Source organism: Pseudomonas kitaguniensis (assembly GCF_009296165.1).
Taxonomy (GTDB): Bacteria; Pseudomonadota; Gammaproteobacteria; order Pseudomonadales; family Pseudomonadaceae; genus Aquipseudomonas; species Aquipseudomonas kitaguniensis.
The window spans coordinates 20010-41263 of sequence record NZ_VUAZ01000007.1 but is presented as its reverse complement, the minus strand read 5'-3'; the positions used below and the strand labels follow the sequence as shown (position 1 = coordinate 41263).

Here is a 21254-nt window from a genome sequence, read left to right as displayed (position 1 = left end):
GCCAAACCCAGCGTTATAGGGGATATAACCATTAACTTACAATATAAAAAGAATACGCCTACGTCCAAAAACTACAGCACTAAAGTACAAATTCCTACAATGCGACTCGCATAATTAAGCGTCACAGTTTATTCAAGTAGGCGAGGTAAAATTTAAGATCATTCTCAAACGCCTCCAGCCGTACGCTATTTTTCGCCACGCCATGCGCACGCACTTGCTCAACCAACCAACCGCCTCGCGCGCCCAACGCGTCGCAGCCCAAAAAAGCCAGGCTGCCCAGCAGGCGATGCAGCCGCTCGGCCGTGAGCTCGGCATTCAACGTCAGGCGCGCGTGGGCCAGCGCCGCAGTGTCCGTGAGCGCTTCGCGCAACAAGCTGTCGAGCATCTGTTCCACCACGCTTTCACTGCCGAAGGTCTGCACCATGTCCGCCCGATTCGGCCAACTCGTTGATCGCTGCGGTGCCTGTGACGAAGGGTCGCCGGGTGTGCCTGGCAGCCAATGCAGCAGCACCTCGCACAACCGCGCAAACGTCAACGGTTTGAGCAACCAGGCATCAAACCCGGCATCACGACACCGCTGGGCGTCGTCGTGCCGCGGGTTAGCGGTCAGTGCAATGAGCGGAACCCGCCGCAGGCCGCGCTGTTGCTCTAGAAGGCGGATTTCACGGGCCATGACAAAACCATCCATCAGCGGCATATGGCAGTCGCTGATCACCAGGTCGAAGCGCGTTCGGGAAAAGGCCAACAGCCCTTCACGACCATCACCGACCAATTCACGGCCCAGCCCAAGTTTGTTTAGAAACTCGCCAATCAACAGCCGATAGACCGAGTGGTCATCGGCCACCAATATCACGCTATGCCGCCAATGATCCGGGGGGCAGAACCGGAAAGGGTCTTGCTGCGAAGCGACATCGCTGGAACGCACGCTCGCTCACCTCCTCAATGCTGTCGTTGATTCAACGCCCAACGCCCGGGCAACTTGGGTCGGCCTGGGTTAAGAGCACTGACGCGACAGTTAAGTGGGGAGCACTGCGCAGGATGTTTATGACACTCAAAGAACCGTCATCGCAAAGATAATATATCGTTTTGAATAGTGCACTGGCGATACAACTACTACGAAACCGAGCGCTAACTACAACCCGCAGTTAAGTATTTCTGCGGTGATCATGAGCGCCTTTCCATTACCCAAAACACTCTCGTAATAGTTGCATGTCATCGGTACCGGCTCCTCGCTAAATTAATGTACACCGCGAGGGCAAGGTACTGACTCTCTTTCACGGTCACTGGATACAAGGCCGTGACGCGTCCGTCGATATTTTGATGATCAGGCGGTGCTGCGGCACGTGACACACCTCGCCTGCGTGCACTGGAAGCTACTGCAATGAAAAATTCCCTTCTGCTGTTAAGTAGCGCCCTGTTAATCACCAGCACTTCACTCACTTTTGCGGCCGGCAACACCGACCTCAGCGTCAGCGGCACGATTACTCCCAGCGCCTGCAAACCATCGATTTCAGCGGATGGCGTAGTGGACTACGGAAAAATGTCGGCCAAGCAACTCAACCAGAACCAATACACCCTGCTGGCCAGCCAAACCCTGGACGTGAGGGTGTTGTGCGAAGGGCCGACGGTTTTCACGATGACCACGCTCGACAACCAGGCCGGCACCTCTCCCAACCACGACAGCTGGCACGGGCTGGGCATGACGCCAGAGGGGGAAAACCTCGGTGGTTCAGGCTTTCGCCTGTCCAACCCGGTGGCCGATGGCGTGCCCGCGCTCATCATCACTTCGCTGGATGGCGGTGCCACTTGGCAGCCTTCGCCGCAGTTGAGCCACCTGATACTGACTGCCGTGACCACAGGCAGCGCGCTCGCGCCCATCGCCGTCCGAGACTTCACCGCGCAGCTTGAGCTCGATACCCACATCGCTCCGGCTGCAGGGCTGACGGTGAAAGACGAGGTGGAGCTGATCGGCAGCGCCACCTTGCAAGTGAAGTACCTCTAATACGGTTTTACACGCTGAAAATCCAAGGATGTCTTCCATGAAAAAGCTACTTCTGCCGCTGGCCAGCAGCCTGCTGTTCAGCGCCCCGCTCGCCTTCGCCGCCTCCACTACCGAGTTGATCGTCAAGGGCTTGATCACACCCAGCGCCTGCGACATCGGCTTGTCCAGCGGAGGCATCATTGACCACGGCAAAATTTCGTCCAGCGACTTGAACCAGACCTATCAAACCATTATCGGCAACGACACGCTGAGTTTAAGCGTCAACTGCGATGCAGCCATTGCCTTTGCTCTCAAGGCAATCGACAACCAGGCAGGTTCATCCATTTCGAACGCTGACTTCGGCTTGGGCCTGATCAATAGCGATCAGAAGCTGGGGCACTACAAGGTGACCTTGAGAAACCCGATAGCCGACAACGTGGCGGTACAGACGATTGCCTCGCCTGACCAGGGCGTCACTTGGTACAAGGAAAAACTCATGGGCCCAGGCCTGTACATGTCAGTCGGCGCCGTGGACGACGACACCCAGCCGCTGCCGACTCAGGAGTTGATGCTCGATCTGGAGGTAGAAACCATTATTAGCCGCGCCGATGGCCTTGGTCTGGATGACGAAGTACTCATCGACGGCTCGGCAACAATCGAAGTGATGTACCTGTAACCCAACCATGGCCGCGCATGCTTTGGCGTGATTCAAAGGCGCGGGCACTGTAAAGCAGGCCCAGCCCAACCCTGCCTGTGGGCCAACTCGATGAACTGGTTTTTACGCGTCTCAACCCTGTTAGTGCTTGTGTGCAACCACCCACTGGCGTTGGCCGCCTCGGCGGTCGACTTGGCCGTCAGTGGCAGCATCACGCCCGACGCCTGTTACGTGGTGTTGTCCGATGGCGGCACGGTTGACCACGGCAAGATTGCCGCCGGCAGCCTGAAGCCGGACGAATTCACAGTGTTGCCGACACGCGTACTGGAGCTCGGCATTCACTGCAGTCGGCCGATGCTGTTTGCACTGGTGGGCATCGACAATCGGGCGGACTCCTCGCTCGCACCCGACTTTTTCTACGGCCTGGGCACAAACGTGCATGCACCCGACGAACGCTTGGGGTCGGTGTCGTTGTCCTACCGCGACCCGATAGGCGACAACCAGCCGATGCAAGCGTTGGGGTCCAGCGACAGCGGCGAAACATGGGTCGCGCAAACCAATGCCTACCCCAGGCAATACATGGGCTTTGCGTTACCGGGCGAGCGCCAGCCCGACTTTATCAGGCAGTTCACTACCCAACTGCGCATCGACACGGCCATCAACCTTTCACGCGCGCTGACGCTGAACCAGGAGGTGCCGCTGGACGGCTCCATTGTTCTGGATTTGCGTTACCTGTGACCCTGGCGTCGGCTTGGCCGGCGCCCTACCGGAAAATATCCGTCATGACGATGAAACACTTGATCAGCAGCGCCGTTCTCGGCGCACTGGTACTGCTCGCCCCTGCGATCAGGGCCGATGGCATGGTCCCGGACACCTCGGTGGTGATCGTCTACGAAGCCGACGGTGAAGCCGCCGTCTCGGTGACTAACACCGACAACAAACTGGCGCTGTTGCACGTCACGCTCGAAGACATTCCCGAAGACCGCGAGCCGCTGCTGGTGGTCACACCGCCGTTGTCGCGGGTGGAGGCCTCCAAATCACAACTGGTGCGGTTCATCCTGCAAACCACGCAACCGTTGACCACCCAACGGCTCAAGCGGGTGATTTTCGAAGGCATGCCGCAGGGCAAGCCCGCCACCGAAGCCGGGCATGCGCGGGTCGGCGTAACCGTGCGCCAGAACCTGCCATTGATCATTCACCCCAAAGGGTTGGCGCGCAACCCGAAACCCTGGACCGACTTGACCTGGACGCTACTTGACGGCCAATTACAGGTCAGCAACAACACCGCCTACGTGGTGCGCCTGGCGCAGGAACTGAAGCTGCTGCCAGGCGACGCAACCGCCATGTTGCCGCGCACGTATGTACTGCCCGGCGAAACCTTGAGTGTGCAGGCTACAGGCAGCGCCGCCACGGGCGTCAGGTTCCAGCCAGCCACCGTGTACGGTTTCGCCGTGGCGGCCTACGACGCCCCGCTTAACCCATAACCCGATGACGCAACAGGTGCCTCAAGGATAGCCGGCGCCCGGGGAACGAGGTGACGGCAAAAGACCGTTACCGAGCGGCACCGCCTGATAAGGATTCAGCCACGCGTGCTATCGCCTGAGAGCCCTTCTTGAAAACAGTACGCATAGACCGTGACGGCTTCGCCGTGCCTCCTCGCTTTGCCTTGCCGGCGCTGTTGCTCGCCGGCGCCCTGTCGCCACTGGAGACGCGGGCAGACACACCACCCAACCTGAGCTTCGACACCCACACCCTGCGCCAGCGCGGCATTGACCCGCAACTGGCCAGGTTACTGCTGCAAGCACCGCGTTTCGCGCCCGGGCGACATACCGTCAGCCTGATCGTCAACGGCCAGCGGCAGGGGCGCCTGGAGGTGAATTTTGATGCGCAAGGCGCGCTGTGTTTTGACCAGGCCTTGCTGGATGCCGCCGACCTGGTGGCCGCTGACGACAACAGTGGTTGCGATGGCTTTGTGCGGCGCTTTCCACAAAGCCTGGTTGAGCCCGACCCGGCCACACTGTCGGTGTCGCTGGTGGTGCCGACCGAGGCCTTGCGCCCAATACGCCAGGATATTTCCGGGTACGACACCGGCGGTTTCGCCGGGTTGCTCAACTACGACCTCTCCGGGTTTGTTAATCAGTACGGTGACGACGCCAGCCGGTTCGGCTCGGCCAATACCGAAGTGGGCTTTAATGCCGGCGACTGGATCGTGCGCAGCCGTCAGGTGCAGACCTGGCAGGACGGCCTGTCGCGCAGCACTCACTTGGAGGCCTATGCCCAACGCACCTTCGCCAGCCAACAGGCGGTGCTGCAGGCCGGGCAGATCAACCTGTACAACCCGGTGTTGTCCGGCGCGCAGATAACCGGCGTGCAAGTGCTGACCGAACAGGCGCTGCAAGACCAGGACCAAGGCGCAACCATCGACGGTATCGCCAATAGCCCGGCGCAGGTCGAGGTGCGGCAGAACGGCGCCCTGATTCATTCCGCGGTGGTCCCGGCCGGTCCGTTTTCGCTGACTAACGTACGGCGCCTGAACACTCGCTCCGACGTTGAAGTGACGGTCAAGGAAAGCAGCGGCGACGAACGCCGCTTCAGCGTGCCCGCCGCCATGCTGGGCCTGGGCCTGCCCGCGCCGGGCTACTCGGTGGCCGCCGGGCGTGTGCGCTCGATCGGCGATGCGCAAGGCAGCGACCCGTGGGTGGTCAGCGCAGGTTGGAGCGGCGCGGTGCACCCTCAGGTGATTGTGGGCAGCGGCATCCTGGCGGCGAGTGACTACCGTTCCACAGGCTTGAGTGTGGGCTGGCTGCCGGGGCTGGACACGCAGATCCAGTTGTCGAGCCAGCTCTCGGACGCCTCTGCGCGGGGCAAGGTTCGCGGCCTGCAGACCGACCTCGCCTGGTCGCAACAATTGAGCGAGCAATGGGCGTTCAACGCGGCAAACTCCTGGCGTACGCCGGGCTACCGCGAGCTGGAGGAGACCACCTACGAGACCGACACAACCGCGCAACGCAGCTCACGTTACCGCGATCAGCAAAGCCTCAACCTGAGTTGGTCGCACCCTTGGCTGGGCGCGTTCAGCAGTGGCATTTCGCGCTCCAGCACCTTTGCCGGCGAGACCAGCAGCCGCGCCCTCGCGTCCTGGGGCACCAGCGTTGCTGGCGTGTCGCTGTCGGCCAGTGCCGAATGGCAAATGGGCGGTCGCCAACAGCAAGATAACGCGGTGTACCTGAATATCAGTATGCCGCTGGGCGAAAACCGCCGGGCACGCAGTTGGGTGCGCAACGCGGGCGGCGAACAGCGCAGCGGCGTGGGCCTGAACGAGCAGGTCAACGATCAATTCAGTTACCGCGTCAGCGCCGAGCACGATTCTCGCGATCAACAGGTGGAAACCACAGTGGGCATTTCGACCCTGCCGCGCTACAGCCAGCTCGACTTCAGTTACAGCCGTTCCGATGCCGAACGCTCAAGCTATCAAGGTGGCGCACGCGGTGCGGTGGTGGTGCATGGCGGCGGGGTCACACTCTCGCCCTACCCGGTGCGCGACACTTTCGCCGTGCTCTCGGTAGGCGACATGAGCGGCGTCCAGGTGAGCACCCCAAGCGGCCCGGTATGGACCGACTGGCAAGGCCAGGCCGTGGTGCCGCAGGTGAATGCCTATGGCCGCAGCCCGGTCGAAGTGCAAACCCGCTCACTGCCGCGCAATGCCGACATCAACAATGGCCTGGCGATTGTCACAGCCGGTCGAGGGGCAGTCGACCGCATCGATTTCGGCGTGGCCATGACCCGGCGAGTATTGCTCAGCGTCACCACCGACCAGGGCACATCGTTGCCACGCGGCGCCACGGTCAGCACCGCCGAGGGTGATTTTGTCACCGTGGTGCAGGAGGCCGGCCAAGTGTTTTTACCCAACGTCATCGACCAACCGCCGCTGTGGATCAAAGCGCCTGGCATGCCCGCATGCCACCTGCAGTTTGAGCTGCCGGCAAAGGGTAACCCCGAGGTGTATTTCGAAACCGCGGCAGCCCGTTGCCATCAACCTTGAGGACCACTGCCATGCGCTACATCCCTGTTACGCGACGCCTGTTGAGTGCCGGCGTGCTGACGCTCGGCCTGGCCGGCAACGCGCTGGCGCTGGACGAGTGCCAGTTGAACCTGAGTGAAGCGCTGCTGGATTTCGGCCAGATGAACCGCCTTGCGCAAAACGACAGCGATGCGCAACGTTTGCTCGGCGAGCGCCGCGTGAGCCTGAGCCTGTCTTGCCCGCAAGCGCTGGACCCGAGCCTGTTTTACACCGCGCTGGCGGCAAACGCGCAACGGTTTCGCTTTACCGACCACGGCAGCTACGAGATCCAGGTCAGTGATGCCATCCTCGACGGAAAACCGGTGGAATTAGGCCTGCTGCCAGGCGTAGGCCAAGCGCCTGCGGCCAGCGCAGCGACGCTCAATTGGCGCCCTGAGCATGCGATTGCGCCAGTGCAAAACGGCGCCGTGCTCAGCGGCAAGCATTTTTCCGTGCAGCTGTTGGTCAAGGCCTGGGCCGACATTGCCGCCACCCAAGTCAGGGAAGCGACTACCTGGGACGTCTCCGGGCAGTTCGAAGCCCGCCGGGCCGAACGTTACCGTCAACTGAGCCTGCGCGCGCGTTTCGCTCCGGTGGCGTGTACGCCGCAGTTGTCCAGCGGCGGCATTGTCGATTACGGCACGCTGTCGGCCAAAAGCCTGAACGCCACGAGCGAAACCTCGCTGGCTGCCAAGAGCCTGCTGTTTTCCATCAACTGCGACGCCCCGGCGCGCTTTGCCCTGGTGATGCAAGACAACCGCGACGGCACGGCCACCGGCGGCATTGACGGCACGGCATACGGCCTGAACCTGGATGCCAGCCGCAACAAAATCGGGCGCTACTACCTGACCATCGACCCGGCGGATTTTACCGCCGACACCGTGGCGCAGCTTTATCGCACCGACTCCACCAGCAATGGCGCGGCCTGGAGCAGTTCCAGCGGTCGGCAGATCGCCATGGCCGCCAACAGCTACGTGGGCTTTACCGACAGCATCGGCATTACCACCGGCCCGGTGGCGATTCAGAACCTGGCTGGCACGGTGCGTATCAGGGCTTACCTGGCACCCACCGAGGAACTGGACTTGAGCGATGTGGTGAGAATCGACGGTGCCGGCACCCTCGAAATCTTTTATCAGTAAGCGTTTCGCGAGGAACCACAGCATGAACATCCACTGTATTGCCGTTTTAACCCTGTTTTGCCTGGCGGGCGCGCCACCCACTTTCGCCGCCTCCACCGCCGACCTGGCCGTCAAGGGCCTGATCATCCCCGCCGCTTGCACGCCATTGCTTTCCAGTGGCGGCGTGATCGACTACGGCAAAATTTCCCGGCAGGACCTGAACCAGGACAAGAACACCCGCTTGCCGGCCAAGCACCTGCAAATCGAGCTGGGTTGCAACGGCCCAAGCCGCTTCGCGCTGCGCATGCACGACAACCGCGAGGGCTCGGCGTCGGTCAACAGCGAGATCTACTACGGGCTGGGGTTCGACAATAGCGGCAATCGGCTCGGCGTGTATTCCGTGAGTTTTGACCCGGCACACACCGTGGCCGACTCGATGCCGACCGTGTACGGCACCGAGTCCACCACTGGCGGCGTTGCCTGGCGTAGCGCCAACCGCAACGCAATCGACATAGGCGCCAACAGCTATCTGGGCTTCACCGACACCGAAGGCAGTACGCAAGGCCCGGTGGCCATCAAGCACCTGAGCAGCACGATCAAAATCGATACGGTGATCAATGCCAAACAGAACCTCGACCTGAGCAGCGAAACACGCCTGGACGGCTTCGCGACCCTGGAGGTGGTGTACCTGTAACCTCAGCGTTTCTCGCAGGTGACCTGCACGTAGCGTGCGCGACCGGCGCCAAGGCCGGCGACCAAAGCCCCCGCGCCAAGCACCGCAAACACCCAGCCGACAGCCGCCCAACCGCCGGTCCAGTCATGCACCAGCCCGACCGTGAGCGGCCCAAGTGAGGCCAGCGTGTAGCCGATGCCTTGCGCCATACCCGACAGGTTGGCGGCCACATGGGCATCGCGCGAACGCAGCACGATCAAGGTCAGCGCCAGGCTGAACGTGCCGCCCTGCCCCAAGCCCAACACAATCGCCCAGCCCCACAGCCCATCAATGGGCGCATACAAACAGCCAAACAAACCGCCCAGGGTCAACAGCATCACCACCACGATGGCCAGGCGCTGGTCTTTGCCACGGGTGGCCAGCCACGGTGCGGCCAGCGAACTGAGCAGTTGCACCATCACCGAACCCGAGAGCACTAACCCGGCCTGAGTCGCGCTAAGGCCGCGGCCGATAAGAATCGACGGCAACCAACCAAATACGATGTAGGCCAGCGACGATTGCAGCCCCATGTACAGCGTGACCTGCCAGGCCAATGGGTCGCGCAGCAAACCCTTCACGCGATAGGCGACCTGATGCGCGCCGTGCTTTTGCCCGACTTGCGGCAACCAGAACAGCGCCGCCACCAGCGCCGGCAGCATCCAGAAGCCCAGGCCGATGTTCCAGCTGTCGCCGAAATATTTGCTGAGTGGCACCGTGGAGCCTGCAGCCAACGCGGCGCCCAGGCACAGCGCCATGGTGTACACGCCGGTGAAGGTGCCGGCCTGTTTGGCAAAGTCGCGCTTGACGATACCCGGCAGCAATACGCCGATGATGCCGATGCTCGCACCGGCGATCAGGCTGCCGGCGAACAGCCCGACCTCACCGAACGAACTGCGCAGGATAATCCCGCCAGCCAGCATCAGCAGAATCCCCAGTACCACACGCTCGGCACCAAAGCGTCGGGCCAGGATCGGCGCCATCGGCGCAAACAAACCCAGGCAAAGCACTGGCAACGTGGTCAGCAACCCAGCTTTGGCCGCTGACAACCCCAGGCTAGTCGAGACCTCAGCCAGCAGCGGCGCCATGCTCGACAACGCCGGGCGCAGGTTCATCGCCACCAGAATCAGGCCCAACAGCAATAGCCAGGGCCGCGTGACGACCGGCGCGGTGTGCTGCACCACCTCGTCGCAGGCTTCGGCGTCGATCAGCAGTGCTTGAAGTTCGGGGCTGTGCTTGGCTTCACGGTTCATTGATCAACTGCCGGCAGAGGGATTTGGCGCGTTGCGGGTCTTGCTGTTCCACCGCATCGAGCAGGGCGATATGCAGGTCAAAAACCGCTTGGCGACGTGGCGAGATACTCAGCGTCTGGCGCAGTTGCGCGGCGACAATGGCGCAAAAATACTGATACAGCTCGCTCAACGCCGGGTTGTGAGCCGCGTCCACCAAGCGTTGGTGGAACACCAGGTCGGCGCTGATATAGGCCTCCAGCTCACCGTGATACAGCGCGGCGCTCGCGTGCAATGCCGCGCGCAAACCGTGCATATCTGCCTCGGTACGGCGCACGGCGGCGAGCCCGATGGCCTCCACTTCGAGCATCTGCCGCGTCTCTTGCGCCTGTTCGAGGGTGCAGTGCGATAACGCACGCATCGCCCCCAGCGGGTCGCTCATCGAATGCAGGTAACTGCCGTCGCCCTGGCGGATTTCGATCAACCCGCAAAACGCCAATACGCGCATGGCCTCACGCACGGTGTTGCGGCTGATGCCCAGCTCGGCGCACAGCTCAGGCTCGGTGGGCAGGCGCTCGCCGATGGCCCATTCGCCTTGGGCGATGCGCTGGCGCAGTTGCTCCAGGGCCTGGTCGACCAGCGAGCGTTTGATCAGCGGGGCGATGTCTGTCATGGGTTTCGCACTTTCGTCCAATCATGGGATGAATTTTCCCACAGCCTATTCGGACTTGCCTACAAAGGCAACGCACTAGGGTTTTTGGGCAGGGAAAGGAACTGAATTTTCGATTGGTAAAATTACCCTCAGAGGGTAATCATGGAGCTCAGATGTCTTATGGAAAAGTACACACCTCACTACGACCTCGCGTTGATCAAGGCAGATGTCACAAGGCTGGGCATAAGAGCATTTACAGCAAGCGCGCGTGAGGGGGCTCGACAACTTGAATTGAGCCTCGGCCAAATGCGATTCGTGGTCTGCGCCCTTGAGAACCGCATGTTGTACAAGTCAATGACGACCTACTCGGACCACCGGCTGTGGCAGGACGTCTATTTGATCAAAATTTACGCTATGGAGATTTACATCAAAGTGACTTACCGCCCAGGCGGTGGGCCTCCCGTAATCTCCTTCAAGGAGAACACCTGATGAAAACCCAACAATGCGTGAGCTGCGGGTCTGATGATGCAATGCAGCATTTCGAGGGGCGTACCTTCACGATCAACACACGCGGCATGACCCGCACTATTCCAGACATCGCGGGGTGGGAATGCCAGGCCTGCAAGGAAATCGAATTCGATTACGACGACGACAGCGCAGAACGTTACTCCACTGCCAGTGACCAGTTATTGATTGATGCCAGGCACATCATCGCCGCCGAAATGAAGCGCATCCGCCGAAAATTGCAGTTGACCCAAAAGCAAGCCGTGAGGCTGTTGATCGGCCGTGGGCACAATGCATTTTCCCGCTATGAAAGGGCCGAGATTTTCCCGCCCGAGCCACTGCTCACGCTGATGCGCCTACTGGATAAACACCCGCACTTACTGGCCGAGATAGAAGCCCTCAAGGCCGGCGAAGACCTCAATCAATTGCTCAGTGCAAAAGACGCTCAACCGCTGGCAACTCAAGCGTCCGCCTAAAAAACAACAGGCAAAAATAAACCCGGCACACGGCCGGGTTTATGTTCAGGCATCACTTATCGATCAATGCAGAATCTGGCTCAAGAACAGCTTGGTCCGATCGTTCTGCGGGTTGTCGAAGAAGTCATTCGGCGCCGCCTGCTCAACGATTTCGCCTTTGTCCATGAAGATCACGCGGTTGGCCACGGTGCGGGCGAAGCCCATTTCGTGGGTCACGCACAACATGGTCATGCCGTCTTCGGCCAGGCCGATCATGGTGTCGAGTACTTCCTTGACCATTTCAGGGTCGAGCGCCGAGGTCGGTTCATCGAACAGCATGATTTTCGGCTTCATGCACAGCGCGCGAGCGATGGCCACACGCTGTTGCTGGCCGCCGGACAGTTGCCCCGGAAACTTGTGCGCCTGTTCTGGAATGCGCACGCGCTCCAGGTAGTGCATGGCGATTTCTTCGGCCTTGCGCTTGGGCATCTTGCGCACCCACATCGGCGCCAGCGTGCAGTTCTGCAGGATGGTCAGGTGCGGGAACAGGTTGAAGTGCTGGAACACCATGCCGACTTCACGGCGGATCGCTTCGATCTGCTTGAGGTCGTTGGTCAGCTCCACGCCATCGACCACGATGCGGCCTTGCTGGTGCTCCTCCAAACGGTTGAGGCAGCGGATGGTGGTGGACTTGCCCGAACCCGACGGGCCGCACAGCACGATACGCTCGCCCTGCTTGACGTTGAGGTTGATGTCTTTCAACACGTGGAACTGGCCGTACCATTTGTTGACGCCCTGCATCTGGATAATGCCTTCAGGGCTCACAGGCTGTTTGATCGCTTCGCTCATAACATCAACTCCTAACGCTTGTGGCCTGTGTCGAGCTTGTGTTCCAAATGAATGGAATAGCGCGACATACCAAAACAGAAAATCCAGAACACCAGGGCGGCGAACACGTAGCCTTCAGTGGCCATGCCCAACCATTTCGGGTCGGCGGCGGCTTGTTTAACGCTGTTGAGCAGGTCGAACAGGCCGATGATGATCACCAGGCTGGTGTCCTTGAACAGCGCAATAAACGTGTTGACGATGCCCGGAATCACCATCTTCAGGGCTTGCGGCAGGATCACCAGGCCCATGCTGCGCCAGTAACCCAGGCCCATCGCTGCGGCCGCTTCGTACTGCCCCTTGGGAATCGCTTGCAAGCCACCGCGCACCACTTCGGCCACGTAAGCCGACTGGAACAGGATCACGCCGATCAACGCCCGCAGCAGCTTGTCGATGCCCATGCCTTCCGGCAGGAACAGCGGCAGCATCACCGAAGACATGAACAGCACGGTGATCAACGGTACGCCGCGCCAGAATTCGATGAAGGTCACGCAGACCACCCGAATCGCCGGCATGTTCGAACGCCGCCCCAACGCCAGCACGATGCCCAGTGGCAAGGCGCCGGCGATGCCGACCGTGGCGATCACCAGGGTCAGCATCAAGCCGCCCCATTGGCTGGTGGCCACGTTGGTCAGGCCGAAGATCCCGCCATGCAACAGGAAGTAGGCAATGATCGGGTACAGCACCAGAAAGCTCAGGCCGTAGACCGCCTTGCGTTGAAAACGCGAGATGAACAACGGCGCCACGCCAATAATCGCCAGCCACACGGTCAGGTCCACACGCCAGCGCAGGTCGCCGGGGTAGTAGCCGTACATGAACTGCCCGAAGCGCTGTTGGATAAACACCCAGCAGGCGCCCTCTTTGGTGCAGTCTGCGCGCGTGTGCCGACCCAGTTAGCGTCCAGAATCGCCCAATGCAAAATCGGCGGCACCACCAGGTAGATCAGGTAGAAGGCCAGCAATGTCAGCAGGGTATTGAGCCAACTCGAAAACAAGTTGGCGCGCATCCATGCCACCGGCCCGAAGACTTTGTTCGGCGGCGGCATGTCAGGTTTGAAAGAATGCGTACTCATGGGCGTTTCCTCACCGCTCGATCAGCGCAATGCGCTTGTTGTACCAGTTCATCAGCAGGGAAATGCTGATGCTGATCGCCAGGTACACGCTCATGGTGATGGCAATGACTTCGATGGCCTGGCCGGTCTGGTTGAGCACCGTGCCGGCAAACAGCGAAACCATTTCCGGGTAACCGATACCGGCGGCCAACGACGAGTTTTTCGCCAGGTTGAGGTATTGGCTGGTCAGCGGCGGAATGATCACCCGCAACGCTTGCGGGATGATCACCTTGCGCAGCGTTGGCCCAGGGCGCAAGCCGAGGGAGCGCGCCGCTTCGGTTTGGCCGTGGCTGACCGACTTGATGCCCGACCGCACGATCTCGGCAATAAACGCTGCCGTGTAAACGGTAAGCGCCAGGGTCAGCGCCAACAGTTCAGGGATCAGTACCCAGCCGCCGACGAAGTTGAAGCCCGCAAGCCTGGGCATTTCCCAGTGCAGCGGCGCGCCGAAAATCAACGCGCACAGCGCCGGGATAACCACCAGCAGCGCAAGGCCCGCCCAGAATTTGTGGAACGGTACGCCCGTCGCTTCAAAGCGTTTATTGGCCCAGCGGGTCATCAGCACGATCGCGATAATCGCCACCACCACGCTGACCACAAACGGCCAAAACCCGTCAGCGGCGAGCGCTGCCGGCATGTTCAGGCCGCGGCTGCTGACAAAGAAGGTGTCGCCGAAGTTATGGCTGTTGCGCGGCCCCGGCATGGTCAGGAACACGGCAAAGTACCAGAACAGGATTTGCAGCAAGGGCGGAATGTTGCGGAAAACTTCCACATACACGGTCGCCAGCTTGTTGATCATCCAGTTCGGCGACAGGCGCGCCACGCCGATGATGAACCCGAGAAGCGTCGCCAGGACGACGCCGATCACCGTCACCAGCAAGGTGTTGAGCAGCCCGATCAGAAAGACCCGGGCGTAGCTGTCCGATTCGGTGTAGTCGATCAAATGTTGCGCGATGCCAAACCCGGCACTGCGTTCAAGAAAGTCGAAACCCGAGGTAATGCCCCGGTGTTGAAGGTTGGTCTGGGTGTTGTCGAAGAGGTACCAGCCCAGCGAGATCACCGCCACAATGGTGATGATCTGGAAGAGCCACGCACGCACTTTGGGATCGCTGAAGCTGAGCTTCTGCTTTGGTGCGCCGATTTGTTTTTGCATGAAGTGCCCCGGAAATAATGGAACAGAACATCACCCGGTGGTTGGCCCACCGGGTGATTGAACCATCAGCGATCAGCGTACAGGTGGTGCGTATTGAATGCCGCCGTTGTTCCACAGTGCGTTCAGGCCACGGTCGATTTCCAGCGGGGTGCTCTTGCCCAGGTTGCGCTCGAACACTTCACCGTAGTTACCGACTTGCTTGACGATCTGTACAACCCAATCTTTTTTCACTTTCAGGTCTTTGCCGTATTCGCCGTCAGCACCGAGCAGACGAGCAACGTCCGGGTTCTTGGTGGACTTGGCTTCAGCTTCAACGTTTTTCGAGGTGATACCGGCTTCTTCGGCGTTGAGCATGGCGTAGCCAACCCAGCGCACGATGGCCAGCCACTCGTCGTCGCCGTTACGCACGACCGGGCCCAAAGGTTCTTTGGAAATGGTTTCCGGCAGAACCACGTAGTCCTTCGGCGAGGCCAACTTGCTGCGCTGGGCAAACAGTTGGGACTTGTCGGAGGTCAGCACGTCGCAACGACCGGATTCCAGCGACTTGGCGCTTTCGTCGGAGGTGTCGAACGTGATCGGGGTGTACTTCAGGTTGTTGCCACGGAAGTAGTCGGAAACGTTCAGCTCAGTGGTGGTACCGGCCTGGATGCAGATGGTTGCACCGTCCAGTTCCTTGGCACTTTTGACGCCCAGCTTGTTGTTAACCAGGAAGCCGATGCCGTCGTAATAAGTAATGAAGCCCGGGAATTTCAGGCCCATGCCCGCATCGCGAGAGCTGGTCATGGTGGTGTTACGCGACAGGATGTCGACTTCGCCGGACTGAAGCGCGGTGAAACGCTCCTTGGCGTTCAACTGGCTGAATTTTACCTTGGTCGCGTCACCGAATACGGCGGCAGCTACGGCACGGCAAACGTCAGCATCGATCCCGAGGATCTTGCCGCTGGCATCCGGTACCGAGAAACCCGGCAGGCCGTCACTCACGCCACATTGCACAAAGCCTTTCTTCTGCACGGCGTCAAGGGTAGCGCCAGCTTGGGCAAAACCACTGACACCCAGTACGGCGGCCGCAGTAACGATGGCCAGGGTGGATTTCAATACCTTCATTCAAACCTCCAATTTGCTCTTGTTGTGTCGAAGCTCGAACCCCAGCGCACCCTTATGAGGCGGTATCGACCCGTGTTGGCTTTTTTTAGGGTCAAGCGGCATGAAGTCGTCGCAGTAATTACAGTGGCTATCCCATAAACGGCAGTCACTGATAGTGTTACCGTCATCAGACAGTTCTGACATCGTCCTACACATAGCAAGCCCCGTACCAGAGTGCTGACTGAGCCGTTTCAGCCCATGGTCAATAGAAAAACATACAACCTTGCGACATTCTCTTAACAGATCAACCCGTCGCGCACTGTTCCGACGCACCCAATCGGAGCGCACGCACATTTATGGAGCAGACATGACCGAACCCTTGATTCTTCAGCCCGCCAAGCCCGCAGACGCCTGCGTAATCTGGTTGCATGGCCTGGGTGCCGATCGCTACGACTTTATGCCAGTGGCTGAAGCGTTGCAGGACACCCTACTGACCACCCGCTTTGTGTTGCCCCAGGCGCCGAACCGCCCGGTGACCATTAATGGCGGTTACGAGATGCCCAGCTGGTACGACATCAAGGCCATGAGCCCGGCCCGCTCGATCAGTCTGGAAGAGCTGGACGTGTCGGCAAAAATGCTCACGGATTTGATCAAAGAACAAAAAAGCAGCGGAATAGACGCCTCGCGGATTTTTCTGGCGGGCTTTTCACAAGGCGGCGCCGTGGTGTTCCACACCGCGTTTATCAAATGGCAAGGCGAACTCGGTGGCGTAATTGCCCTCTCCACCTACGCCCCAACCTTCGACGACGAGCTGGAGTTGTCCGCCAGCCAGCAGCGCATTCCGGCCTTGTGCCTGCACGGCCAGCACGACGACGTGGTACAGAACGCCATGGGCCGCAGCGCCTTTGAGCATTTGAAGACCCGTGGTGTCACCGTGACATGGCAGGAATACCCAATGGGCCACGAAGTGTTACCTCAAGAGATACACGACATAGGTGCGTGGTTGACCGCTCGCCTGGGCTGAAATCCATACATTATGTAGCCGTGTGACCAACGCACTACGCCGCGCCCGATTCTTGCATTACACTGGCCGGCGTACATTCCTTAACCAAACAATGAGATCACCGTGCTCAAAGCACTCAAGAAAATGTTCGGCAAAAGCGAGGCTGAGCCGCTCGCGCCTGTTCCCAGTGCTCCTGTCCCAATGCCCGGCAACCGCAATGACGGTAATCAGCCCGACCGGACCGCGCGTGCCGCCTCGCCGAAAAAACCACCGGTGACAGCGCCGGAACAGGCAAAACCGGTACAGGCCGCGCCAGTTACCCAGCCAAAGGCACCGCGTCGCGAGCCTGCACCCAAACCGCCCGTGGCCGCGTGGAAGCTCGAAGACTTCGCCGTCGAGCCGCTGGAAGGCAAAACCCGCTTCCATGACTTCAAACTGGCCCCGGAACTGATGCACGCCATCCAGGACCTCGGCTTCCCCTACTGCACGCCGATTCAGGCGCAAGTGCTGGGCTTTACGCTGGCAGGTAAAGACGCCATCGGCCGCGCCCAAACCGGCACCGGCAAGACCGCCGCGTTCCTGATTTCGATCATCACCCAACTGCTGCAAACCCCGCCGCCCAAAGAACGCTACATGGGTGAGCCGCGCGCGCTGATCATCGCCCCGACCCGCGAGCTGGTGGTGCAGATCGCCAAAGACGCCGCCGACCTGACCAAGTACACCGGCCTCAACGTCATGACGTTCGTCGGCGGCATGGACTTCGACAAGCAGCTCAAGCACCTTGAAGCCCGCCATTGCGACATTTTGGTGGCAACGCCTGGCCGTCTGCTCGACTTCAACCAGCGTGGCGACGTGCACCTGGACATGGTCGAAGTGATGGTGCTGGACGAAGCCGACCGCATGCTCGACATGGGTTTCATCCCGCAAGTGCGTCAGATCATTCGCCAGACCCCGCCGAAAGACGAGCGCCAGACGCTGCTGTTCTCCGCGACCTTTACCGAAGACGTGATGAACCTCGCCAAGCAATGGACCACCGACCCGTCCATCGTCGAGATCGAAGCGCTGAACGTCGCCAGTGAAAACGTCGAACAGCACATCTACGCGGTGGCCGGCGCCGACAAGTACAAGCTGCTCTACAACCTGATCACCGACAACGGCTGGGAACGCGTGATGGTCTTTGCCAACCGCAAGGACGAAGTGCGCCGCATTGAAGAACGCCTGGTGCGTGATGGCGTCAACGCCGCGCAGTTGTCCGGCGACGTGCCGCAGCACAAACGCATCAAGACGCTGGAAGGCTTTCGCGAAGGCAAGATTCGCGTGCTGGTCGCCACTGACGTGGCTGGCCGTGGTATTCACATCGACGGCATCAGCCACGTGATCAACTTCACCCTGCCGGAAGTGCCGGATGACTACGTGCACCGCATCGGCCGCACCGGGCGTGCAGGCGCTGCGGGTGTGTCGATCAGCTTTGCCGGCGAAGATGACTCGTATCAGTTGCCGTCTATCGAGACGCTGCTGGGGCGCAAGATCAGCTGTGAAACGCCGTCGACGCATTTGCTGCGAGCGGTAGAGCGCAAACGCCCTTAAAGGCTGAAATGCGGTTAAACAATGTGGGAGCGGGCTTGCTCGCGAATGCGGTCTGTCAGTTAAAGATGTACTGACTGTTACACCGCATTCGCGAGCAAGCCCGCTCCCACATTTGGATCTCCATACACCTTTAGTCAGGTGTTTACTTCCAGCGGTCTGCCGCAGCGTGATCGCTGCCTCGCCCTTCAACCCAATGCGGGCCTTGCGGGGTGTTTTCTTTCTTCCAGAACGGCGCGCGGGTCTTCAAGTAGTCCATCACAAACGCGCAGGCATCAAACGCGGCCTGGCGATGCGCGCTGGCGGCGGCGACGAAGACGATGGGCTCGCCCGGCTCCAGCGCGCCAATACGGTGCAGCACGTTCAGCTTGAGCAGCGGCCAGCGTTGCCGGGCTTCCACGGCAATTTTGGCCAGGGCTTTTTCGGTCATGCCGGGATAGTGCTCAAGGAACATCCCCGACACCTCGTGGCCGTCATTGAAGTCGCGCACATAACCGACAAAACTCACCACCGCGCCCACGCCAACATTGGCTGCGTGCATGGCATTCAGCTCGGCACCGGGATCAAACGCTTCGGCCTGCACCCGAATGGCCATGGTCAGCCTCCGGTCACAGGCGGGAAAAACGCCACTTCATCACCGGCTTGCAACGGCTCGTCGAGGCCGCACAACTCCTGGTTGCGCGCGCACATCAGGCTCGTCTCGTTGAGCACTTCAAAGCCGGGGTCACCGGCCAGCGCCAGGCGCACCGCGTCGACTGTCGCGAAGTCGCCTTCGACTTCCAGTGAATCCAAGCCCACCGCTTCGGCGTAGCGCGCAAAAAACAATACGTTGATGCTCATGCTTGATCCGCCTTGAAGTGCCCACTTTTACCGCCGAGTTTTTCCAGCAGGCGAATACTTTCGATAGTCATGCCACGGTCCACCGCCTTGCACATGTCGTAGATCGTCAGCGCCGCGACGCTGGCGGCGGTGAGTGCCTCCATCTCCACACCGGTTTGGCCGCTGAGTTTGCAGCGCGCCAGGATATGCACCGCGTCGACGCCCTCGGCGCGCAGCTCAACCTTGACCCCGGTGAGCATCAGCGGGTGGCACAGCGGGATCAGATCACTGGTTTTTTTAGCCGCCTGAATCCCGGCAATACGCGCCACGGCAAACACGTCGCCCTTGGGATGGGCGCCGTCGACAATCATTTTCAGGGTGTCGGGCAGCATGCGCACCCGCGCTTCGGCCACGGCCTCACGGAACGTCACGGCTTTGTCAGTGACGTCGACCATATGGGCGCGACCTTGGGAATCGAGATGAGTCAGCACAGCAATACTCCTGATCAGGAGCACCGATTGTAAACCCAACACACAATAAATGTGGGAGGGGGCTTGCTCCCGATAGCGGTCAGCCCGTCAACAGAGCCGTTGAACGTGCCACCGCCATCGGGAGCAAGCCCCCTCCTACACCCATTGCGCTTACAAGTGAGACTCGGCGTATTCAGCCAGAATCGAACGAGGAACCCCTTGCAGCGCAATGTGCACGCCGTTCGGGAAGTCTTTGAAGCGTTCCGTCAGGTACGTAAGCCCGGAGCTGGTCGCGGACAGGTAAGGGGTGTCGATTTGCGCCAGGTTGCCCAGGCACACCACTTTGGAACCGGCGCCGGCACGCGTGATGATGGTTTTCATCTGGTGCGGTGTCAGGTTCTGGCATTCATCGATCAAAATCAGGCTTTGCTGGAAGCTGCGACCGCGGATGTAGTTGAGGGATTTAAACTGCAACGGCACTTTGCTGAGGATGTAATCGACGCTGCCATGGGTGTTTTCGTCATCCATGTGCAAGGCTTCGAGGTTGTCGGTGATCGCCCCCAACCACGGCTCCATTTTTTCCGCTTCGGTGCCGGGCAGAAAACCGATTTCCTGGTCCAGGCCCTGCACGCTGCGGGTAGCGATGATGCGCCGATAGCGCTTGGTCACCATGGTCTGCTCGATGGCGGCCGCCAGCGCGAGGATGGTTTTCCCCGAACCTGCAGCGCCCGTCAGGTTGACCAAGTGGATGTCCGGGTCGAGCAGCGCATACAGCGCCAGGCTCTGGTAGATGTCACGCGGTTTCAGGCCCCAGGCTTCCTGATGCAACAGGGGTTCCTGGTGCAGATCAAGAATCAGCAGCTTGTCGACCTGAATCTCTTTGATCCAGCCGACAAAACCCTGTTCGTCGATGATGAATTCATTGATGTGCACAGAAGGCAGGTTGTCGATCAATTGCACCTGATGCCAGGTGCGGCCGTGGTCTTGACGGGTTTCAACCTTGCTCACAAGGTCCCAGAACGAGCCGGTCACCGTGTGATAACCACGCGAAAGCATCGACACGTCGTCGACCAGTTGGTCGGTACTGTAGTCCTCGGCAGCGATCCCACACGCTCGTGCCTTGAGGCGCATATTGATGTCTTTGGTCACCAGCACGAGGCGCAAGTCCTTGTCGCGTGCGTGCAGGTCGATCAATTGGTTGATGATTTTGTTGTCGTTCAGATTCTCCGGCAACAGGCTGTTGGGCTCGCTGCGCTTGTTCATCAGAATCGACAGCAAGCCCTTCGGCCCGCTTTTACCGCGCTGGATCGGTACACCCACTTCAACGTCATCGGGCGAGGCTTCGCCCAGCGTCTTGTCGATCAGGCGGATGGCCTGGCGGCATTCGGCGGCAACGCTGTGGTGCCCGCTTTTGAGTTTGTCGAGCTCCTCAAGCACGATCATCGGGATGGCGACGTGGTGTTCTTCGAAGTTAAGCAATGCGTTTGGATCGTGAATCAATACGTTGGTATCAAGCACATAAAGGATTGGCTGGTCGGAAGAAGGGTTACGTCCATGATCATCCATACTCGGTCACCTTTGTGGGAGCCAGTCGACGCAATACCTGGGCGGTGCTGCGCCTCGATTCGACCACCGACAGCACCTGAGTGACGTCAAGTGTTGTGCCCACATGAGGAGTCTTGGAAGACGCCACCTGTGTTGCAGGTTTCGGCGGTCTGACTTCGTAATACCGCAAAAGGCATTACAGAAAAAAGCACTTTGACGTTTTTTTGAAGTTTATTTT

21 protein-coding genes and 1 pseudogene are annotated in these 21254 nt (G+C 60.0%); 11 read left to right on the top strand and 11 right to left on the bottom strand.

Annotated features, from left to right (window positions below):
- Positions 1–121 precede the first annotated feature (121 nt).
- Entirely contained in the window at positions 122–844 is a 723-nt protein-coding gene (locus F0169_RS01620; RefSeq protein WP_341869077.1) for a response regulator, read from the bottom strand.
- Positions 845–1381: 537 nt separating this feature from the next.
- Between F0169_RS01620 and F0169_RS01615 the strand changes: the two genes are divergently transcribed.
- The 7 genes from F0169_RS01615 to F0169_RS01585 all read left to right on the top strand — a co-directional run bounded on the left by F0169_RS01615 (position 1382) and on the right by F0169_RS01585 (position 8508).
- A complete protein-coding gene (locus F0169_RS01615) occupies positions 1382–2002 on the top strand; it encodes a DUF1120 domain-containing protein (RefSeq protein WP_152745254.1) in 621 nt (206 codons plus the stop codon).
- 37 nt (positions 2003–2039) lie between these two features.
- A complete protein-coding gene (locus F0169_RS01610) occupies positions 2040–2657 on the top strand; it encodes a DUF1120 domain-containing protein (protein WP_152745253.1) in 618 nt (205 codons plus the stop codon).
- A 90-nt stretch (positions 2658–2747) separates the two neighbouring features.
- The gene (locus F0169_RS01605; protein WP_152745252.1) at positions 2748–3374 is read left to right on the top strand and encodes a DUF1120 domain-containing protein; all 627 of its coding nucleotides are present in this window, start codon (positions 2748–2750) and stop codon (positions 3372–3374) included.
- A gap of 50 nt (positions 3375–3424) precedes the next feature.
- Positions 3425–4120 (top strand): fimbria/pilus chaperone family protein, encoded by a 696-nt coding sequence (locus F0169_RS01600; RefSeq protein WP_241679030.1) that lies wholly within the window; start codon positions 3425–3427, stop codon positions 4118–4120.
- A 128-nt stretch (positions 4121–4248) separates the two neighbouring features.
- Complete coding sequence (locus F0169_RS01595) at positions 4249–6678, top strand: fimbria/pilus outer membrane usher protein (protein WP_152745250.1); 2430 nt, start codon at positions 4249–4251, stop codon at positions 6676–6678.
- Positions 6679–6689: 11 nt separating this feature from the next.
- Positions 6690–7835, top strand: coding sequence for a DUF1120 domain-containing protein (locus F0169_RS01590; protein WP_152745249.1), 1146 nt, complete (start codon positions 6690–6692; stop codon positions 7833–7835).
- Between the two features lie 22 nt (positions 7836–7857).
- Positions 7858–8508: a DUF1120 domain-containing protein gene (locus F0169_RS01585; protein ID WP_152745248.1), complete on the top strand. Its 651-nt coding sequence runs from the start codon at positions 7858–7860 to the stop codon at positions 8506–8508.
- A gap of 2 nt (positions 8509–8510) precedes the next feature.
- Here the strand turns inward: F0169_RS01585 and F0169_RS01580 are convergent, their stop codons facing one another.
- Both F0169_RS01580 and F0169_RS01575 read right to left on the bottom strand, forming a co-directional pair.
- Complete coding sequence (locus tag F0169_RS01580; protein WP_152745247.1) at positions 8511–9776, bottom strand: CynX/NimT family MFS transporter; 1266 nt, start codon at positions 9774–9776, stop codon at positions 8511–8513.
- Positions 9766–10425 carry a FadR/GntR family transcriptional regulator gene (locus F0169_RS01575; protein WP_152745246.1) on the bottom strand — a complete coding sequence of 220 codons (660 nt, stop codon included), beginning with the start codon at positions 10423–10425 and terminating at the stop codon, positions 9766–9768. The genes F0169_RS01580 and F0169_RS01575 overlap by 11 nt, the downstream gene beginning before the upstream one ends.
- A 159-nt stretch (positions 10426–10584) precedes the next feature.
- Between F0169_RS01575 and F0169_RS01570 the strand changes: the two genes are divergently transcribed.
- Both F0169_RS01570 and F0169_RS01565 read left to right on the top strand, forming a co-directional pair.
- The gene (locus tag F0169_RS01570) at positions 10585–10893 is read left to right on the top strand and encodes a type II toxin-antitoxin system MqsR family toxin (protein WP_152745245.1); all 309 of its coding nucleotides are present in this window, start codon (positions 10585–10587) and stop codon (positions 10891–10893) included.
- Positions 10893–11384: a type II toxin-antitoxin system MqsA family antitoxin gene (locus F0169_RS01565; RefSeq protein ID WP_152745244.1), complete on the top strand. Its 492-nt coding sequence runs from the start codon at positions 10893–10895 to the stop codon at positions 11382–11384. The genes F0169_RS01570 and F0169_RS01565 overlap by 1 nt, the downstream gene beginning before the upstream one ends.
- A gap of 63 nt (positions 11385–11447) precedes the next feature.
- Here the strand turns inward: F0169_RS01565 and F0169_RS01560 are convergent, their stop codons facing one another.
- From F0169_RS01560 to F0169_RS01545, 4 genes and pseudogenes are all read right to left on the bottom strand, one after another.
- On the bottom strand, positions 11448–12212 hold the full coding sequence (locus tag F0169_RS01560) for an amino acid ABC transporter ATP-binding protein (RefSeq protein WP_003171943.1): 765 nt from the start codon (positions 12210–12212) through the stop codon (positions 11448–11450).
- An 11-nt stretch (positions 12213–12223) separates the two neighbouring features.
- Positions 12224–13320: pseudogene (locus tag F0169_RS01555) on the bottom strand (amino acid ABC transporter permease).
- A gap of 10 nt (positions 13321–13330) precedes the next feature.
- Positions 13331–14512: an amino acid ABC transporter permease gene (locus F0169_RS01550; protein WP_099237233.1), complete on the bottom strand. Its 1182-nt coding sequence runs from the start codon at positions 14510–14512 to the stop codon at positions 13331–13333.
- 72 nt (positions 14513–14584) lie between these two features.
- The gene (locus F0169_RS01545) at positions 14585–15616 is read right to left on the bottom strand and encodes an amino acid ABC transporter substrate-binding protein (protein WP_053254520.1); all 1032 of its coding nucleotides are present in this window, start codon (positions 15614–15616) and stop codon (positions 14585–14587) included.
- Between the two features lie 346 nt (positions 15617–15962).
- Here F0169_RS01545 and F0169_RS01540 point away from each other — a divergent pair, with 346 nt between their 5' ends.
- Both F0169_RS01540 and rhlB read left to right on the top strand, forming a co-directional pair.
- The gene (locus tag F0169_RS01540; protein ID WP_152745243.1) at positions 15963–16619 is read left to right on the top strand and encodes an alpha/beta hydrolase; all 657 of its coding nucleotides are present in this window, start codon (positions 15963–15965) and stop codon (positions 16617–16619) included.
- A gap of 96 nt (positions 16620–16715) precedes the next feature.
- Entirely contained in the window at positions 16716–18185 is a 1470-nt protein-coding gene (gene rhlB, locus F0169_RS01535; protein ID WP_172979298.1) for an ATP-dependent RNA helicase RhlB, read from the top strand.
- Between the two features lie 142 nt (positions 18186–18327).
- Here rhlB and moaE read toward each other — a convergent pair whose 3' ends face one another.
- The 4 genes from moaE to F0169_RS01515 all read right to left on the bottom strand — a co-directional run bounded on the left by moaE (position 18328) and on the right by F0169_RS01515 (position 21037).
- On the bottom strand, positions 18328–18777 hold the full coding sequence (moaE, locus tag F0169_RS01530) for a molybdopterin synthase catalytic subunit MoaE (RefSeq protein ID WP_152745242.1): 450 nt from the start codon (positions 18775–18777) through the stop codon (positions 18328–18330).
- 2 nt (positions 18778–18779) lie between these two features.
- Positions 18780–19022 carry a molybdopterin converting factor subunit 1 gene (moaD, locus tag F0169_RS01525; RefSeq protein WP_058412004.1) on the bottom strand — a complete coding sequence of 81 codons (243 nt, stop codon included), beginning with the start codon at positions 19020–19022 and terminating at the stop codon, positions 18780–18782.
- Positions 19019–19492, bottom strand: a complete 474-nt coding sequence (gene moaC / locus F0169_RS01520) for a cyclic pyranopterin monophosphate synthase MoaC (RefSeq protein ID WP_058412005.1) — start codon at positions 19490–19492, stop codon at positions 19019–19021. The genes moaD and moaC overlap by 4 nt, the downstream gene beginning before the upstream one ends.
- Before the next feature lie 150 nt (positions 19493–19642).
- Positions 19643–21037, bottom strand: a complete 1395-nt coding sequence (locus F0169_RS01515) for a PhoH family protein (RefSeq protein ID WP_058412006.1) — start codon at positions 21035–21037, stop codon at positions 19643–19645.
- Positions 21038–21254: the final 217 nt, after the last annotated feature.

What these genes read in the sequence shown, in the direction of transcription:
- F0169_RS01580 (WP_152745247.1), bottom strand. Translation starts at nt 9,776, where the DNA reads ATGAACCGTGAAGCCAAGCACAGCCCCGAACTTCAAGCACTGCTGATC.
- F0169_RS01600 (WP_241679030.1), top strand. Translation starts at nt 3,425, where the DNA reads ATGAAACACTTGATCAGCAGCGCCGTTCTCGGCGCACTGGTACTGCTC.
- F0169_RS01570 (WP_152745245.1), top strand. Translation starts at nt 10,585, where the DNA reads ATGGAAAAGTACACACCTCACTACGACCTCGCGTTGATCAAGGCAGAT.
- F0169_RS01540 (WP_152745243.1), top strand. Translation starts at nt 15,963, where the DNA reads ATGACCGAACCCTTGATTCTTCAGCCCGCCAAGCCCGCAGACGCCTGC.
- F0169_RS01560 (WP_003171943.1), bottom strand. Translation starts at nt 12,212, where the DNA reads ATGAGCGAAGCGATCAAACAGCCTGTGAGCCCTGAAGGCATTATCCAG.
- F0169_RS01615 (WP_152745254.1), top strand. Translation starts at nt 1,382, where the DNA reads ATGAAAAATTCCCTTCTGCTGTTAAGTAGCGCCCTGTTAATCACCAGC.
- F0169_RS01575 (WP_152745246.1), bottom strand. Translation starts at nt 10,425, where the DNA reads ATGACAGACATCGCCCCGCTGATCAAACGCTCGCTGGTCGACCAGGCC.
- F0169_RS01515 (WP_058412006.1), bottom strand. Translation starts at nt 21,037, where the DNA reads ATGGATGATCATGGACGTAACCCTTCTTCCGACCAGCCAATCCTTTAT.
- F0169_RS01605 (WP_152745252.1), top strand. Translation starts at nt 2,748, where the DNA reads ATGAACTGGTTTTTACGCGTCTCAACCCTGTTAGTGCTTGTGTGCAAC.
- F0169_RS01545 (WP_053254520.1), bottom strand. Translation starts at nt 15,616, where the DNA reads ATGAAGGTATTGAAATCCACCCTGGCCATCGTTACTGCGGCCGCCGTA.
- moaE (WP_152745242.1), bottom strand. Translation starts at nt 18,777, where the DNA reads ATGGCCATTCGGGTGCAGGCCGAAGCGTTTGATCCCGGTGCCGAGCTG.
- F0169_RS01585 (WP_152745248.1), top strand. Translation starts at nt 7,858, where the DNA reads ATGAACATCCACTGTATTGCCGTTTTAACCCTGTTTTGCCTGGCGGGC.
- F0169_RS01590 (WP_152745249.1), top strand. Translation starts at nt 6,690, where the DNA reads ATGCGCTACATCCCTGTTACGCGACGCCTGTTGAGTGCCGGCGTGCTG.
- moaD (WP_058412004.1), bottom strand. Translation starts at nt 19,022, where the DNA reads ATGAGCATCAACGTATTGTTTTTTGCGCGCTACGCCGAAGCGGTGGGC.
- F0169_RS01565 (WP_152745244.1), top strand. Translation starts at nt 10,893, where the DNA reads ATGAAAACCCAACAATGCGTGAGCTGCGGGTCTGATGATGCAATGCAG.
- F0169_RS01610 (WP_152745253.1), top strand. Translation starts at nt 2,040, where the DNA reads ATGAAAAAGCTACTTCTGCCGCTGGCCAGCAGCCTGCTGTTCAGCGCC.
- F0169_RS01550 (WP_099237233.1), bottom strand. Translation starts at nt 14,512, where the DNA reads ATGCAAAAACAAATCGGCGCACCAAAGCAGAAGCTCAGCTTCAGCGAT.